The sequence below is a fragment of the Glycomyces sambucus genome (genome assembly GCF_900102815.1).
Lineage (GTDB): Bacteria > Actinomycetota > Actinomycetes > Mycobacteriales > Micromonosporaceae > Glycomyces > Glycomyces sambucus.
This window is the reverse complement of sequence record NZ_FNGF01000002.1, coordinates 318093-334123: the sequence shown is the minus strand read 5'-3', so window position 1 is coordinate 334123 and position 16031 is coordinate 318093. Positions and strand designations below refer to the sequence as shown.

Here is a 16031-nt window from a genome sequence, read left to right as displayed (position 1 = left end):
TGCCCGCAATGTCTGCAATGACAACGGTGGCGCCGAAGGTGCGGGGCGGACTGCTCGACCCCAAGCAGTGGGTCAGGTCCACGCCCTCGGCACTGCGCAAACTCGACCCGCGCCTGATGTGGCGCAACCCGGTCATGTTCATCGTCGAGATCGGCGCGCTGTTCACCACGGCGCTGGCGGTCGCGGACCCGAGCGTGTTCGCCTGGCTCATCACGGCGTGGCTGTGGCTGACGGTCCTGTTCGCCAACGCGGCCGAGGCGATCGCCGAGGGCCGCGGCAAGGCCCAGGCCGACTCGCTGCGCAAGGCCAAGACCGACACCGTCGCGCGGAGGCTCGCGGAGCAGGACCCCGGCATCACCTCCCCGAAGGTGGCGACGGTCGAGGTCCCCGCGCCCGAGCTCAAGCGCGGCGACTACGTGCTGGTCGAGGCCGGCCAGACGATCCCCGGCGACGGCGACGTCGTCACCGGCATCGCCAGTGTGGACGAGTCGGCGATCACCGGCGAGTCGGCGCCGGTGATCCGCGAGTCCGGCGGCGACCGCTGCGCGGTCATGGGCGGCACCAGGGTCCTGTCGGACTGGGTCGTCGTGGAGATCACCGCCGAGCCCGGGAAGTCCTTCCTGGACCGCATGATCGCGCTCGTGGAGGGCTCGGAGCGGCGCAAGACGCCGAACGAGATCGCGCTGAACATCCTGCTGTCGGCGATGACCGTGGTCTTCCTGCTCGCGGTGGTGACCATGCAGCCGGTCGCGGTCTACTCCAAGGACTACATGGCCGCAGCGCCCGACTCCGCGGTGCTCGACGGCAACGGCGTCACCGGGATCGTGCTCGTCTCGCTCCTGGTGTGCCTCATCCCGACCACCATCGGGGCGCTGCTGAGCGCCATCGGCATCGCCGGCATGGACCGGCTGGTGCAGCGCAACGTACTCGCCATGTCCGGCCGGGCCGTGGAGGCCGCCGGCGACGTCGACACGCTCCTGCTCGACAAGACCGGCACGATCACGTACGGCAACCGCCGCGCGTCCTCGTTCCTGGCCGTCCCCGGCGTCGCCGCCGCGCAACTGGCCGACGCCGCGCAGCTCTCCAGCCTCGCCGACGAGACCCCCGAGGGGCGCTCGATCGTGGTGTTCGCCAAGGAGTCCCAGGGGCTGCGCGAGCGCGCCGCCGGGGAGCTGGCGAACGCCGAGTGGATCGCGTTCACCGCCCAGACCCGCATGTCGGGCGTGGACCTCGACGAGCACGGCTCGGTGCACCGCATCCGCAAGGGCGCGGCCGCGCAGGTCGCCGAGTGGGTGCGGGCCTCGGGAGGCGACCCGAACCCGCGCCTGGACGACCTGGTCGACCAGGTCTCGCGCGAGGGCGGCACGCCGCTGGTCGTCGCCGAGCACCGGGACGGCGAGACCGCCCGCGTCCTCGGCGTGGTCTACCTCAAGGACGTGGTCAAGGAGGGCATGGCCGAGCGCTTCGCGAGGCTGCGGGCCATGGGCATCCGCACGGTCATGGTCACCGGCGACAACCCCCGCACCGCCAAGGCCATCGCGGCCGAGGCCGGCGTCGACGACTTCCTCGCCGAGGCCAAGCCCGAGGACAAGATGGCGCTCATCAAGCGCGAGCAGGACGCCGGGCGGATGGTCGCGATGACCGGCGACGGCACCAACGACGCGCCCGCGCTCGCCGCGGCCGACGTCGGCGTCGCGATGAACACCGGGACCTCCGCGGCCAAAGAGGCCGGGAACATGGTCGACCTCGACTCGGACCCGACCAAGCTCATCGAGATCGTGGCGATCGGCAAGCAGCTGCTCATGACCCGCGGCGCCCTGACGACGTTCTCGATCGCCAACGACATCGCCAAGTACTTCGCGATCATCCCGGCGATCTTCGCCGTGATCTACCCCGGACTGGACGCGCTCAACGTCATGCGCCTGGCCAGCCCGGAATCGGCGATCATCTCGGCGGTGGTGTTCAACGCGCTGGTCATCGTCGCCCTCGTGCCCCTGGCGCTCAAGGGCGTCGCCTACCGGCCCGGGTCCGCGTCGGCGCTGCTGCGCCGGAACCTGTGGGTCTACGGCCTCGGGGGCATCGTCACGCCGTTCATCGGCATCAAACTCATCGACCTCGCGGTCGCCCTGATCCCAGGAGTGGCATAAATGGCACGCCTTCCCCGCTGGGTCTCCCAGCACCTGGCCGCGCTCCGCGCGCTGCTGGTCCTCACCGCCGTCACCGGCATCCTGTACCCGCTCGCGGTCCTCGCCGTGGCGCAGCTCCCCGGCCTGGACCACAAGGCCGAAGGGTCGCTCGTCTACGACGAGGACGGCGCGGTGGTCGGCTCCTCGCTGCTGGGACAGTCCTTCACCGACGAGGACGGGAACGCGATCGCGGCGTACTTCCAGTCGCGCCCGTCGATGGCCGCCGGCGAGAACGGCGACTACGACCCGCTCGTGTCGGGCGCCTCGAACCTGGGCCCCGAGAGCGTCGTGGACGCGCTGCCCGACCCCGCACTGGGCTGGGACGGCGACGAGCTCGCCACCAAGAGCCTGCTGACGCAGGTGTGCGAGCGCTCGTACGCGATCGGCGAGCGCGAGGGCGTGGACGGCTCGCGGCCGTACTGCACCGAGTCCGGTGCGGGCGCCGTGGGCGCGGTCCTCGGGGTGTTCTACGCCGAGGGCACGACCGGCGACGTGGTCCGGGTCGTGAGCCTGAACGAGGCGTGCGACGCGGTCGCCGCGCCGTTCCTCGCCGAATACGAAGGTGTGCCGGTCGAGTGCGCCGTCTACGGCGAGGACTACGCGGCGGCGATCGTCACGCCCGTGGAGGGCGACGCGTCCGGCGAGCCGGCCGTGCCGGCCGACGCGGTCACCGCCTCGGGGTCGGGCCTGGACCCGCACATCAGCCCTGAGTACGCCGAGCTCCAGACCGCCCGCGTCGCCGCCGAGCGCGGAGCGAGCACTGAGGACGTCGAAGCGCTGGTCGAGGAGCACACGACCGGGCGGTTCCTCGGGTTCATGGGCGACCCGGCGGTGAACGTCGTGGAACTCAACCTCGCACTCGACAGTGTGTTCCCTGCCGGGGACGAGGCCGGCCCGGTCGGGTAGCGCCGGGCGCGCGGAGGGCCGGAGGGGTCGCTGACCCCCTCCGGCCCTCACCTGCGCGCCGGGTCAGCGCGTCAGCGGAACCACTTCTGCGCCGCGTTGCCGCTGCACGTGACGATCTGGAGGTTGGTGCCGTCGGCCGAGTTCGCCCACGGCACGTCCAGGCACTTGTTCGCCTGTGGGTTCACCAGGTCGTTCGCGCCCGAGAACACCCACTGCTGCGCCCCCGAGCCGTTGCACGTCCACAATCGCACCGGCGTGCCGTCGCCGGTGCCGCCGTTGGCGACGTCGAGGCACTTGCCGAGCGCGCGGAGCGTCCCGTCGCCGGGCGCGGTCCACTGCTGGGCCGCGGAGCCGTTGCAGGTGTAGAGCTGCACGGGGGTGCCGTCGGCGGTCCCGGCGGCCTCCACGTCGAGGCACTTGCCGGCCAGCCCGGTGACGGCCGACCCGCCCCCGGAGGTCCCTCCGGAGTAGACGCGCACGTAGTCGATCTTCATCGTCTGCGGGAACTGCGTCGAGCCGTCGGGGTACCCGGGCCAGTTGCCGCCCACCGCGACGTTGAGGATCATGAAGAACGGGTGGTCGAAGACCCACTCGTTGCCGCCGATGTCGCCGGTGGTCTTGGTCTGGTAGGTGACGCCGTCGACCGACCAGCTGATCGAGCTGGGGGTCCAGTTCACTGCGAACGTGTGGAAGCCGTTCGCGAACGGCTGCCCGATCGTGTAGGCGCCGCCGACGCCGGCGCCGCCGGAGTAGCCGGGCCCGTGGAGGGTGCCGTGCACGGTGTTCGGCTCGTAGCCGACGTTCTCCATGATGTCGATCTCGCCCGCCTGCGGCCAGCCGACCGAGCCGAGGTCGTCGCCGAGCATCCAGAACGCCGGCCAGATGCCCTGGCCGCGCGGGATCTGGAGGCGGGCCTCGAAGGTGCCGTACGCCTGCGTGAAGGTGCCGTTGGTGAGCAGCCGCGCCGAGGTGTACTGGCAGGAGCCGTACCAGCACTGGTACCCGGCCGGGTTCTCCTTGCGGGCGGTGATGACCATGTTGCCGGCCCCGTCGTGGGCGGCGTTGCTGGTGGAGTTCGTGTAGTACTGGTGCTCGTTGTTGCCCCAGCCGCCCCCGCCGATGTCGTAGCGCCACTTGGACGAGTTCGGCGCGGTCCCGGCGGCGGCGTTGAACTCGTCGCTCCAGGTCAGGGCCTGCGCCTGGACCTGCTCCTGGACTTGGACCTCGTCGGGCTCGTCGGCGCCGGCGGCGGTGAGGCCCACGGTGACCGCGGCGGCCGCCGCCACGGCGGCGGTGGCGATCGCGAGCAGTCTGCGGATGGGTTTGTGGACTCGGGGTGGTCTCACGGAGGCGTCCTCTCGTTCCGTGGAGGAGCGCGGTCACGGCGGGACTACACCGAGAGAGCGCTCTCTCTAAATAGTCCTATCTTTTTAACATCGGGATAGATCATTGTCAATAGGGCGATTTGGGCGCCAGGTGCGGCGCAGGGCCGGCGGGCAGGACCGGCGGAGCGGGCGGGGGCCGGGAGCAGCGCCGGTCCCCCGCCCGCGGGGTCAGCCCTTGACCGCCCCGCCCAGCCCCGCGCTCGACAGGAACAGGCGCTGGAACACCAGGAACAGCGCGATCGGGATGAGCGAGGAGATCGCCAGCGCGGCCAGGAACACGTCGAGCTCGACGAACTGCTGGAGCGCGGGCAGGCGGACCGACAGGGGCTGGAGGGCCGGGTCCGGCAGCACCAGCATCGGCCACAGGAAGTCCTTCCAGGACGCGATGACGGCGAAGACGGAGACGACCCCGATCACCGGGCGCGACATGGGCAGCACGATCGACCAGAACAGCCGGTAGGGCCCGGCCCCGTCCACGCGGGCGGCCTCGAAGATCTCCCGGGGGAGGTTCGCGAAGAAGCGCTGCATGAGCAGGACGTTGAAGGCGTTGGCGCCGGCCGGGAGCCACACGGCCCAGAACGTGTTCAGCATGGAGGTGCCGAGCACGGGCGGGTCGAGGATCGTCAGGTAGAGCGGGACGAGCAGGACCACGCTGGGCACGAACAGGGTCGCCAGGATCGCGCCCGAGAGGTAGCGGCCCAGGCGCGGGCGCAGGACGGCGAGGGCGTACCCGCCGGTGGCGGCGACCAGGAGCTGGACGGCCCAGGAGCCGGCGGCGAGGGCGATGGTGTTGAAGAAGTACTTGTCGATCTCCACGCGGGTCCACGCCTCGGCGAGGTTGGCGAGGTCGATGCCGCCCGGCCACAGCGCCATCGGGTTCCGCAGGGTGTCCTGGGTGGGCGTGACGGCGGCCTTGGCGAGCCAGAGCATGGGCCCCAGCCCGGCGACGGCGAGGATCGCCAGGAGCAGGCCGTGGGAGAGCCGGGTGCTCCAGCGGACGCTGGCGCGCCTGCGGTCGGTGGGGGCGAGCAGGCCCCGGTCGGTGGTGCTCTTGACCGCGGCCATCAGCTGCTCCAGTGTCGGGTGAGGCGGAAGTACAGCATCGAGAACCCGGCGAGGACCACCGCGAGCATGAGGCTGAGGGCGGCGGCGGCGCCGTAGTCGCCCCCGAGCGAGTTGGTGAACGCGTACCGGTAGATGAGCAGCAGCAGCGTCAGGGTCCGGTTGGCGGGGCCGCCGTCGGTGAACAGGAACGGCTCCAGGAACACCTGGGCGGTGCCGATGATCTGGAGGATGAAGGTGATGAGCAGGACGCCGCGCAGTTGCGGGAGCGTGATGTGCCAGAGTTTGCGCCACACGCCGGCGCCGTCGATCTCGGCGGCCTCGTAGAGGCTGGGGTCGACGCCGATGAGGGCGGCGAGGTAGATGATGACGGTGCCGCCGGCCGCGGCCCAGGTCGCTTCGAGGACCAGGGAGGGCATGACGATGTCGGCGTCCTGGAGCCAGGCGACGGGGGCGGCGCCGAACCAGCCGAGGATGGTGTTGAAGACCCCGTCCTCGCCGGCGTCGTAGAACAGGCGCCACAGCAGGACGGCCACGACCGGCGGGACGACCACGGGCAGGTAGGCGAGGGCCGAGAACAGGCCGCGCATCTTGCGGACCTCGCTCATGAGGATCGCGGCCACGAGCGGGATCGGGTAGCCGAAGAGCAGGGCCAGGAGCGCGAAGTAGCCGGTGTTCTGGATCGCGGTCCACAGCAGCGGGTCGGCGAAGACCTGCTCGAAGTTGGCGAAGCCCACGAACACGGGGTCGGCGACCAGGTTGGTGCGCTGGAAGCTCATGACGACGGCGCGTCCGATGGGGACCCATGAGAAGACGCCGAACACGACGAGCATCGGCGCCAGGAAGACGAGGGTGTGCAGCCCGGTGCGGGCGCGGGCGAGGCGGGAGCCCGGGCGGCCGGGCCGGGCCGCGGTGCGCGGCCCGGCCTGGTCCCCCGTGACACCGGCGAGGCGGGTGTCGGTGGTGGTCATGTCTGTCGTTGCCCTCGGTTAGGCGGCGGCGTCCATGGCGGCCTGGGCGTTCGCCTGGGCCGTCTCCAGGAGCGCGTCGATGTCGGCGTTCTCGTCGGTGAGGATGGACTGGACGACGGTGTCGAGCACGCCGTAGACCTCCTGGGTGGCGGTGACCGGCTCGGTCAGCAGCGGCTGGGCGAACACCTGGGAGGTGTAGGGGGCCATCTGCTCGACGGGGACGTTCACGTACTCGGCGATCCAGCCCTGCTGCTCGTCGTAGGTGGCCTGGTCGAACACGGGGAGCTCGGGGGCGCCCACGGGCTGGCCGGTCTCGGCCTTGACCTCGGCGTCGGCGACGGCGGCCTCCTGGTCGGTGAGCTTCTCCATGTAGTAGAAGTCGATCCAGGCGACCGCGGCCTCCTGCTCGTCGGCCTCGGCGTTGGGGCTGACGGCGGCGAGGGTGCCGCCGCCGAGGACCCCGGCGTCGGGCGAGTCGGCGAGCGGGAGGACGGCGAGGCCGTAGTCGTCGGGGTTGAGCCCGTTCTGGGTGAACAGGTTCCCGTAGTTGCCGCCGCCGGAGACGTACATGCCGATGCGGCCCGCGGCGAAGTCCTGGTTGATGGTGCCCCAGTCGTACTGGAGGGTGTCGCCCATGGAGTCGTCGGCCCAGCGCATGGTCTGGAGCTGGGTGAGGGCCTCGCGCATCTGCGGGGTGTCGATGGTGGCGGTGCCGCCGTCCTCGGTGCGCCCGCCGAGCGCGTTGACGACGGTGGTGAGGATCCAGCCGCCGGTGTTGTCGTTGGTCATCACCGAGTAGCCGGCCTCGCCGGTGGCGTCGCTGATGGCCTTGGCCGCGGCCTGGACCTCGGCCCAGGTGGTGGGCGGCGCGTCGGGGTCGAGGCCCGCGGCGGCGAAGAGGGTCCGGTTGTAGTGGAGCCCCTGGCCGTAGGCGGCGATCGGGACGGCCCACAGGTTGCCGTCGGCGTCCTCGCCGGCCGCGGCGATGTTGGGGTTGAACCCGTCGCGGTAGGGCAGCTCGGCGGTGTACGCGGAGATGTCGGCGATCTGGCCGCGCTCGATGAGGCCGCGCCCGTCGGTGAAGGGGATGGTGAACACGTCGGGGAGGGTGCCGCCCGCGAGCTGGGCGGTGAAGGTCCCGGCGGTCCAGGTGTACTCCTGGGTCTCCACGTCGATGTCGGGGTTGGCGTCCTCGAACTGCTCGACGCGGGCCTCGAAGGCGTCGATGGCCTCCTGTTCGAGCCCGGCGTCGATGGTGACGGTGATGTGGGTCTTGCCGTCGTCGGGCTCGTCCGAGCAGGCGGCGAGGCCGAGCGCGGAGACGCCCAGCGCGGTGATGGCGGCCGCGGTCCTTGCTGCGGTGGCGCGAGAGGTAAGCATCGTTGCTCCTTGTCGGTTTCCATTGCGGTTGAGAGGGGTCGTGCGGTCAGGCCCGCAGCCACGCGGCGGCGTCGCCGGGCAGGCGGCCGTCGCCGGTCTCGGCGCTGGCGAGCAGCACCTCGGTGTGGGCGGGCAGGTCCACCGGGGCGTCGCCGAAGTTGACGACGCAGGTCAGGTCGGTCCCGCGCCGGAAGGCGAGGGTGCCGGGCGCGGTGTCGAGCCAGGCGAACCCGTCACCTTGCAGGGCGGGTTCGGTGCGGCGCAGGCGGATCGCGTCGCGGTACAGGGCCAGGAAGGAGCCGGGGTCGGCTTCCTGGAGGGCGGCGGCGCGGCTGCCCCAGCCCGCGGGCTGGGGCAGCCAGGGGGGAGCGCCGTTCGTGTTGAAGCCGAAGGTGTCGCCGTCGGGGGTCCACGGGAGGGGGACGCGGCAGCCGTCGCGGCCGGGGTCGACGCCGTCGGTGCGGAAGTGCATGGGGTCCTGGCGGGTGCCCTCGGGCAGGTCCTCGACCTCGGGCAGGCCCAGCTCGTCGCCCTGGTAGACGTAGAGGACGCCGGGGAGGGCGGCGGTGAGCAGGGCGGCGGCGCGGGCGCGGCGGGAGCCGAGCGCGAGGTCGGTGGGGGTGCCGAAGCGCTTGGCGAGGAATGAGAAGGAGGAGTCCTCGCGCCCGTAGCGGGTGACGGGGCGGGTGACGTCGTGGTTGGACAGGACCCAGCTGGGCGGGGCGCCCGCGGCCTCGTGGGCGGCGAGGGTGGCGCCGATGGACTCGTGCAGTTCGGCCGCGTCCCAGGGGCGGGTCATGAAGTCGAAGTTGAAGGCCATGTGCATCTCGTCGTCGCGCAGGTACAGCATGAACCGCTCGGTGTCGGCGAGCCACACCTCGCCGACGAGGAAGCGGTCGTCGCCGTAGGAGTCGGCGACCTTGCGCCAGCCGCGGTAGACGTCGTGGAGCTCGTCGCGGTCGAGGTGGGGGTGGCGGCCGGGCTCGTGGTGCTCCCCCACCTCGGGCAGCTCGGGGTCCTTGGCGATGAGGGCGGCGGAGTCGATGCGGATGCCGGCGACGCCGCGGTCGTACCAGAAGCGCAGGACCGCCTCGTGCTCGGCGACGACGTCGGGGTGGGTCCAGTTGAGGTCGGGCTGCTCGGGGGCGAACAGGTGGAGGTACCACTGGCCGGGCTCGCCGTCGGGGCCCTCGGTGCGGGTCCAGGTGTCGCCGCCGAAGCTGGAGGTCCAGCCGGTGGGCATCCGGTCGCCACCGGGGCCCTTGCCGTCGCGGAACCAGAAGCGGTCGCGGGCGGGGTCGCCGGGGGCGGCGGCGAGGGCCTCCTTGAACCAGGCGTGCTCGGAGGAGACGTGGTTGGGGACGACGTCGACGATGGTGCGGATGCCGAGGGCGAGCGCGTCCTCGATGAGGGCCTCGGCGTCGGCGAGGGTGCCGAAGGCGGGGTCGATCTCGCGGTAGTCGGCGACGTCGTAGCCGCCGTCGGCCTGCGGCGAGCGGTACCAGGGGGTGAACCAGAGCGCGTCGACGCCGAGGGCGGCGAGGTAGGGCAGGCGCTCGCGCACCCCGGCGAGGTCGCCGGTGCCGTCGCCGTCGGCGTCCGCGAAGCTGCGCGGGTAGACCTGGTAGATCACCGCGTTCCGCCACCACTCGGGGGCGGCCTGGGGCTGCTGTCGCGATTGCAATGTGGCTCCGTCCATGCGTCGAACGCGACCTAGGAGGGGGTCAGGGCATGGTGAATGCCCTGCACATGCTAGGTTTAGCGCTATACCTTGGCCGGAAGCTTAGCTCTTGGATGTCACACTTGTCAACGGCGGGGTACCGGCATCCGCTTGCTCGATGGAAAGGAGCCCTCTTGGGCGTCACGCTGAAGGACATCGCGGCCGAGGCCGGCGTCAGCCTCATGACCGTGTCCAACGTGGTCAACGGGAAGCAGGCCCGGGTCTCCGCGGCCACCCGCGAGCGGATCATGCGCCTCGTCAAGGAGCGCGGGTACGTCCCCAGCGCCTCGGCGCGCAGCCTCGCGGCCCGCTCCTCGCGCCTGGTCGGGCTCCTCGTCCCCGCCGTCGGCGAGTCGTCCCTGACGATCGACCCGCACACCGTCGAGGTCGTCGGCATGCTCGAGCGCGAGCTGCGGCGCCTGGACTACCACCTCATGCTCCGCGGGATCTCCCGGCGCGGGGAGATCACCGAGGCCCTGCGCTCGTGGAACCTCGACGGCGCGGTCCTCCTGGGCTTCAACGACGTCGTCATCGACCGCCTCACCGCCGCCGACGTCGGCGACGTGGCCCTGGTGGCCATGGACTCCTACTCGGAGAACCCGCTCGCGCTGGAGGTCCGCTCCGACGACTTCGGCGGCGCCGAGCTCGCCATGCGGCACCTGGTCGGGCTCGGGCACGAGCGGATCGCGTTCGCCGGCCCCGCGTTCTCCGACACCGGCGTCGTGCGCCAGCGCTTCGAGGGCTACCGGAAGGTCCTGGCGGGGCAGGGGATCGCGTTCGACCCGGCGCTGGCGTCCGAGGTGGAGACCACGCACGCGGCGGGCCTGGAGTACGGGCGGCGCCTGGCCGCCGAGCACCCGGAGGTGACCGCGGTGTTCACCACCGCCGACATCCTCGCGATCGGCCTCATCGAGGGGCTCGCGGCGGCGGGCCGCTCGGTGCCCGGGGACGTGTCGGTCGTCGGCTACGACAACGCCGACCTCGCCGTCTACGTCACCCCGAAGCTCACGACGGTGGCGCAGGACCTGCCGGGGAAGGCCGCCGAGGCGGTCCGCCTCATGATGGACCGCCTCGCGGGCAAGGACCGCCCCGAGCAGGCGGTCTCACTGGACGTGGCGCTGATCGAGCGGGGCACCGCCGGTCCCCCGCCGGTCGGGTGAGGCCCGGCTCGCGGGGCCCGGCAAGGCCCGCGAGCCGGGAGTCCTAGGCCCAGTTCAGGGACGCGCCGTTGGAGGCGATGACGTCCCGGTACCACTCGGCGCTGCGCTTGGGGGTGCGCCGCTGGGTCTCGTAGTCGACGCGGACGATCCCGAAGCGCTTGGAGTAGCCCTCGGCCCACTCGAAGTTGTCGAGCAGCGACCACACGAAGTAGCCCTTGAGGTTGACCCCCTGCTCGATGGCGCGCCCGGCCGCGCGCATGTAGCCGTCGAGGTAGTCGACCCGGTCGGCGTCGTCGACCGAGCCGTCGGCGGCGACGGCGTCCTCGAAGGACGCGCCGGACTCGGTGATGTACACCGGCAGGCCGGTGTACTCGGTGGACAGCCGCGTGAGGACCCGCCGCAGGCTCTCGGGGTGGATCTCCCAGCCGAAGGCGGTGACGGCGTGCTGCGGGGGCAGGCTGCGGTTGCCCAGGTGCTCGTCGCTGGGGTCGGCCTCGACGACGAAGCGGTGGTAGTGGTTGACGCCCACGAAGTCCAGGGGTGCGCTGATGGACTCCATGTCGCCGGGCAGGACCGCGTCGAACGCGCCGGTGGGCGCGAAGTGGGCGAGCATGTCCTCGGGGTAGGCGCCGCGGAACAGCGGATCGAGGAACAGCCGGTTGCCGCCGCCGTCGGAGAGGCGGGCGGCCGCGACGTCCTCGGGCTTGTCGGTGGCGGCCTCGATGTCGGTGAGGATCACCGCCGAGCCGACCTTGCCCGCGGGGGCGTGCTCGCGGATCGCGGCGACGGCGAGGCCGTGGGCGACGTTGAGGTGGTGGGCCGCGCGCAGGGCCGCGGTGCGGTCCTGGCGGCCGGGGGCGTGGACGCCCACGTGGTAGCCGAGGAAGGCCGCGCACCACGCCTCGTTGATCGGGATCCACTCGTCGACGAGGTCGCCCAGGGCCTGGGCGGTGCGCCGGGCGTAGTCGCCGAAGCACTCGGCGACCGAGCGCTCGGGCCAGCCGCCCTCGTCCTCCAGGACCTGCGGGAGGTCCCAGTGGTAGAGGGTGACGGCGGAGCGGATGCCCTTGTCGCGCAGGTCGGCAAGCTGCTCGCGGTAGAACGCGACGGCCTCGGGGTTGAGGTCGCCGCGCCCGGCGGGCTGGAGGCGGGCCCAGGACACCGAGAGGCGGTACGCCTTGAGGCCGAGGCCGGCGGCGATGCCGAAGTCCTCGCGCCAGCGGTGGTAGTGGTCGCACGCGGTGTCGCCGGTGTCGCCGTTCTTCACCTTGCCGGGGGTCTGGGCGAAGGTGTCCCAGATGGACGGTCCGCGGCCGCCCTCGGCGGCGGCGCCCTCGATCTGGTAGGCCGCGGTCGAGGCGCCCCAGAGGAAGCCGTCGGGGAAGGGACTGGTCATGGTGTGCTCCTTGGTGGTGGTGTGGCCGGGCTCATTTGTCCACGCCGGTGACGACGATCCCCTGGACGAAGACCCGCTGCGCCGCGAGGAAGATCGCGACCGGCAGGGCCAGCGCCAGGAGGGACGCGGCGAGGATGAGGTGGGGCTCGGAGTTGTAGACGCCGCTGAAGTAGCTCAGGCCCACGCCGATGGGGACGATCTCGCGGTTGCCGGCGAGGTAGAGCAGCGGTTCGAAGAAGTCGTTCCAGGCGTAGAAGAAGTGGAACAGGCTCACGGCCGTGAGCGCCGGGACCGACTGGGGGATGATGACGCGCAGGAAGGTCCTGATGGGGCCGGCGCCGTCGATGCGGGCGGCCTCCTCCAGTTCCCTGGGGATGGTGAGGAAGTACTGGCGCAGCAGGAACACGTTGAACGCGTTGGCGAACAGCTGCGGGACGATGAGCGGCAGGTAGGTGCCGACCCATCCCATCTGGAGGAACACCGCGTACTTGGGGACGAGGGTGACGGCGGGGGGCAGCAGGATCGTGGCCATGAGGAGGCCGAAGAGGAGCCCGCGGCCGGGGAACCGGAAGCGCGCGAAGCCGTAGGCGACGACCGCGGAGGACACCACCGTCAGGGCCATGCTGACCAGGGCGTACATGAGGGTCCAGCCGGTCAGGCGCAGGAACGAGATGGTGTTCCACGCCTCCTCGAAGTTGCCCCACTGGGGGTTGAGGCCGGTGACCGGTTCGAGGGTGCGCCAGCGCCCGTCCCACTCGATGGGGCCCGCGCCGGGGTCCTCGGGGTCGACGAAGGTGCTCGACTCGCGGCCGGGCTCGATGAGCGCGAGGTCGCGGGTGGTGCCGTCGGGCATGGGGACGGCGTAGACGTCGTGGACCTCGCCCTCGTACTCGAAGGTGAGGGCGGAGACGGGGAGGACGGCGGCGTTGGGGTCGGAGACGCCGTCCTTGTCCTTGAGGGCGGTGGCGGCGCCGTAGCCCAGGGGCATGAGGAACACGACGGCGAGCAGGAGCGCGCCGAGGGTGGTCACGATGGTCATGGTGATCCCGCGGCGCTTGCGGCGCATGGCCTTCTCGGCGGGCGGGGTCTCGGCGGCCTCGGTGTGCGGCGCGGTGGCGGTGGCGGTCACGAGCGCTCCGTTCCATAGTGGACCCAGTACCGGGAGGTGCCGAAGAGCACCGCGGTGAAGACGGCGACGAGGATGAAGATGAGCCAGGCGAGGGCGGCGCCGTAGCCCATGTCGCCGAACACGAACGCCTGCTGGTAGAAGTGCACGAGCAGGAAGCGGCTGGCGCCGCCGGGCCGGCCGGTGGCGCCGAAGAGGACCCACGGGACGACGAAGTACTGGAGGATCGCGACCGAGCCGATCACCAGGTTGTAGAACATGATCGGCGACAGCAGGGGCAGTGTGACGCTGCGCAGCCGCCGCCACCAGCCGGCGCCGTCGATCTCGGCGGCCTCGTAGAGCTCGGTGGGGATGCCCTGGAGGCCGGCGAGGTTGACCATCATGGCGTTGCCGATGCCCCACAGGCCGATGAAGCTGAACGCGAACAGGACCAGGATCGGGTTGTCGAACCAGCGGATGCCGTCGGTGCCGGTGGCGTCGACGCCGGTGAGGCCGATGAGCCGGTTGACCCAGCCGGTCTGGGGGTTGAGGACCTGCTGCCAGATGAGGACGCCGGCGACCAGCGGGATCATCGAGGGCGCGTAGAACAGCAGCCGGAAGAACCCGGTGAACTTCAGGTGCTTGGAGTTGAGCAGGAGCGCGAGCCCGAGGGCGACCACGATGCTCAGGGGCAGGAACAGCACGGTGAAGCGGAAGGTCGCGGCCAGCGCGGTCCACGTGTCGGGGTCCGACAGGGCCCGCTCCCAGTTCGAGGTGCCCACGAAGCTGGTGGCGTCGGGGTCGGTGAGCTGGAAGTCGAGGGTGGAGAAGACGAGCGAGGCGCCGATGGGCACGAGCCAGAACAGGAGGAAGCCGATGATCCAGGGGCTGATGAACGCGTAGCCCCAGCGCGCTTCGCGGCGCTGCATCGGTCCGGCGGGGCGGGTGGGACGGCCGCCTTTCCGCCGCCGCGCGGTCAGGACCGCGTCGGTGAAACCGGACATGGGTGTCGCCTTTCGGGAGGCATGGTGTGAGGCGTGGGGCGCCGGGCGGGCGGGTGCCGCCCGCCCGGCGGGGAGGTGAGGCCCGGGATGGCGGGCCTCGGGGGTGCGGCTACCGGGTGCGGCTACTCCGCGGCGTCGAAGACCGCCTGCAGTTCGGCTTGGAGGGCCGCCAGCTCGGTGGGGATGTCGAGCCCCTCCTCCTGGTTGAACTTGGTGGCGTACTCGGCCAGGACCGCCTCGGACTCCAGGAAGTTCGGCATGCCGCCCTCGTGGGAGGGGTTGTCGACGTAGGTCATGCCCTCGACGGCCACGTCCCAGTTGATGTCCTGGCCCTCGAAGTTCGCGGCGCCGACGCGCTCGAAGTACCCGTCCTGGAGGCTGATGCGCGCGGGCATGCCGCCGTAGGTCTGGGTGAGGGTCTCGGCGGCGTCGCCGATCAGGTAGGTGAGCACCTCGAACGCCTCGTCGGGGTGCTCGGTGTCCTTGGTGATGGAGAACGTGTCGGCGTGGAGCTTGGCGGTGGTGGTGCCGTCGTAGGACGGGGCGACCGCGGTGTCCCAGGTGCCCTCGAAGCCGGCCATGCAGCAGGTCGCGTACCACAGGTGGGTGTAGCCCATGGCGAGGTTGCCCGACTCGAACCAGGACCCGGCGTTGAGCATGTCGGAGTCGCCGTAGGGGCCGTTGGGGATGAAGTGGTCGGTCCACATGCCGTCGTAGTACCACTGCTGGGCCTCGGCCCAGTGGGCCGGGATCTGCGCGTCGCCCGCGTCGTCCACGAGGGAGCCGGCGCCGAAGAGGGTGGACTGGGCGCGGATGTCGGCGAAGACGTTGCCGAAGCCGAACTGGACGATGTTCGCCGGGTCGAAGTCGGCGCTGGTGGCGTCGTTGCCCTCGGCGTCGACGGTGAGCTGCTTGGCGAGCTCGGTCATGGTCGCGATGTCCCAGACGTGCTCGACGCCGTCGGCGTCGACGTAGGGGGCGCCGTACTCCTGGGGCGGGTAGGGCAGTCCGGCCTCGTCGAAGAGGTCGAGGTTGATGTAGAGGAAGGACGGGAAGACCGCGAAGGGCAGGCCGATCTGGCCCTCCTCTTCGATCCGGTAGAAGTCGACCAGGGCGGGGTCGAAGTCGGTGAGGTCGTACTCGTTCTCCTCGATGTACGGCGTGAGGTCGAGCCAGGCCCCGGGGAAGGTGGAGCGGCCGCGGATGCCCATGGGGCCCACGATGTCGGGGGCGTCGCCGGTGGCGATCCGGGTGGAGAGGATGTTGGGCGCCTGGTCGGCGTCGACGATGTCGAGGACGAGTTCGATCTCGTCCTGGCTCGCGTTGAACTCCTCGACGACCGCTTCCTGCGCGGGGATGGTCGGGGCGTCCGAGCCCGCGCCCATGCCGACGAACCAGGTGATCTCCACCTTGTCGGAGGCGCTGGAGCCGCCGCCGTCGAGGCAGGCCGTGGCGGCCAGGAGGGCGGCGCCGCCGATGGCGGCCGCCTTGGCGGCCGAGACGCCGCGGCGGCGGAGGGGAGGTGTGATCCTCATGGATGCTCCTTGCTGCGGCCGCCGGAGGACGCCGGCGGCCGGGAGGGATTGCGGAAGGCTCCTGTGCGGAGGGTCCTTGTGAGGGAGCGCTCTCTGGGGTGCGGGCGGCGCTCCCGCTCCTGCCGGGGCCCTTGAGAGACTCCGGCCGACGCGGTCCGGAGTGACCCGGATGTAGGCTGGATCAGTAGGTCTACGACTTACTGTTAAGACTTAGATTAAGT

Annotated in this window: 12 protein-coding genes; 3 read left to right on the top strand and 9 right to left on the bottom strand. The window is 71.4% G+C overall.

Translation table 11 applies throughout. The annotated features are described in order from the left end of the window. The first annotated feature begins 8 nt into the window (after positions 1–8). The gene (gene kdpB, locus BLS99_RS06670) at positions 9–2147 is read left to right on the top strand and encodes a potassium-transporting ATPase subunit KdpB (protein WP_091045743.1); all 2139 of its coding nucleotides are present in this window, start codon (positions 9–11) and stop codon (positions 2145–2147) included. Then, positions 2148–3092 carry a potassium-transporting ATPase subunit C gene (locus tag BLS99_RS06665; protein WP_091045739.1) on the top strand — a complete coding sequence of 315 codons (945 nt, stop codon included), beginning with the start codon at positions 2148–2150 and terminating at the stop codon, positions 3090–3092. It abuts the gene before it with no gap. A 71-nt stretch (positions 3093–3163) separates the two neighbouring features. Here the strand turns inward: BLS99_RS06665 and BLS99_RS06660 are convergent, their stop codons facing one another. The 5 genes from BLS99_RS06660 to BLS99_RS06640 all read right to left on the bottom strand — a co-directional run bounded on the left by BLS99_RS06660 (position 3164) and on the right by BLS99_RS06640 (position 9589). After that, a complete protein-coding gene (locus tag BLS99_RS06660; RefSeq protein ID WP_091045736.1) occupies positions 3164–4438 on the bottom strand; it encodes a glycoside hydrolase family 16 protein in 1275 nt (424 codons plus the stop codon). Between the two features lie 207 nt (positions 4439–4645). After that, complete coding sequence (locus tag BLS99_RS06655; protein ID WP_091045733.1) at positions 4646–5542, bottom strand: carbohydrate ABC transporter permease; 897 nt, start codon at positions 5540–5542, stop codon at positions 4646–4648. Further along, positions 5542–6510 (bottom strand): carbohydrate ABC transporter permease, encoded by a 969-nt coding sequence (locus BLS99_RS06650; protein ID WP_091045729.1) that lies wholly within the window; start codon positions 6508–6510, stop codon positions 5542–5544. Before BLS99_RS06650 ends, BLS99_RS06655 begins: the two co-directional genes overlap by 1 nt. Positions 6511–6528: 18 nt before the next feature. After that, complete coding sequence (locus BLS99_RS06645; RefSeq protein ID WP_091045726.1) at positions 6529–7890, bottom strand: ABC transporter substrate-binding protein; 1362 nt, start codon at positions 7888–7890, stop codon at positions 6529–6531. A 46-nt stretch (positions 7891–7936) separates the two neighbouring features. Further along, a complete protein-coding gene (locus BLS99_RS06640; RefSeq protein ID WP_091045722.1) occupies positions 7937–9589 on the bottom strand; it encodes a glycoside hydrolase family 13 protein in 1653 nt (550 codons plus the stop codon). Between the two features lie 155 nt (positions 9590–9744). Between BLS99_RS06640 and BLS99_RS06635 the strand changes: the two genes are divergently transcribed. After that, the gene (locus BLS99_RS06635; protein WP_091045719.1) at positions 9745–10770 is read left to right on the top strand and encodes a LacI family DNA-binding transcriptional regulator; all 1026 of its coding nucleotides are present in this window, start codon (positions 9745–9747) and stop codon (positions 10768–10770) included. A 43-nt stretch (positions 10771–10813) separates the two neighbouring features. On the opposite strand, the gene BLS99_RS06630 is transcribed toward BLS99_RS06635, so the two are convergent. The 4 genes from BLS99_RS06630 to BLS99_RS06615 form a co-directional block, all read right to left on the bottom strand. Beyond that, positions 10814–12166, bottom strand: coding sequence for a GH1 family beta-glucosidase (locus tag BLS99_RS06630; RefSeq protein WP_091045717.1), 1353 nt, complete (start codon positions 12164–12166; stop codon positions 10814–10816). A 31-nt stretch (positions 12167–12197) separates the two neighbouring features. After that, a complete protein-coding gene (locus tag BLS99_RS06625; RefSeq protein ID WP_218126321.1) occupies positions 12198–13295 on the bottom strand; it encodes a carbohydrate ABC transporter permease in 1098 nt (365 codons plus the stop codon). After that, on the bottom strand, positions 13292–14275 hold the full coding sequence (locus BLS99_RS06620) for a carbohydrate ABC transporter permease (RefSeq protein ID WP_091045714.1): 984 nt from the start codon (positions 14273–14275) through the stop codon (positions 13292–13294). Before BLS99_RS06620 ends, BLS99_RS06625 begins: the two co-directional genes overlap by 4 nt. A gap of 122 nt (positions 14276–14397) precedes the next feature. Further along, positions 14398–15810: an ABC transporter substrate-binding protein gene (locus BLS99_RS06615; RefSeq protein WP_091045710.1), complete on the bottom strand. Its 1413-nt coding sequence runs from the start codon at positions 15808–15810 to the stop codon at positions 14398–14400. Between the last annotated feature and the right edge of the window lie 221 nt (positions 15811–16031).

Excerpts from the sequence above, each read along its gene's own strand:
- kdpB (WP_091045743.1), top strand. The coding sequence starts at position 9 with ATGTCTGCAATGACAACGGTGGCGCCGAAGGTGCGGGGCGGACTGCTC.
- BLS99_RS06665 (WP_091045739.1), top strand. The coding sequence starts at position 2,148 with ATGGCACGCCTTCCCCGCTGGGTCTCCCAGCACCTGGCCGCGCTCCGC.
- BLS99_RS06655 (WP_091045733.1), bottom strand. The coding sequence starts at position 5,542 with ATGGCCGCGGTCAAGAGCACCACCGACCGGGGCCTGCTCGCCCCCACC.
- BLS99_RS06650 (WP_091045729.1), bottom strand. The coding sequence starts at position 6,510 with ATGACCACCACCGACACCCGCCTCGCCGGTGTCACGGGGGACCAGGCC.
- BLS99_RS06645 (WP_091045726.1), bottom strand. The coding sequence starts at position 7,890 with ATGCTTACCTCTCGCGCCACCGCAGCAAGGACCGCGGCCGCCATCACC.
- BLS99_RS06640 (WP_091045722.1), bottom strand. The coding sequence starts at position 9,589 with ATGGACGGAGCCACATTGCAATCGCGACAGCAGCCCCAGGCCGCCCCC.
- BLS99_RS06630 (WP_091045717.1), bottom strand. The coding sequence starts at position 12,166 with ATGACCAGTCCCTTCCCCGACGGCTTCCTCTGGGGCGCCTCGACCGCG.
- BLS99_RS06620 (WP_091045714.1), bottom strand. The coding sequence starts at position 14,275 with ATGTCCGGTTTCACCGACGCGGTCCTGACCGCGCGGCGGCGGAAAGGC.
- BLS99_RS06615 (WP_091045710.1), bottom strand. The coding sequence starts at position 15,810 with ATGAGGATCACACCTCCCCTCCGCCGCCGCGGCGTCTCGGCCGCCAAG.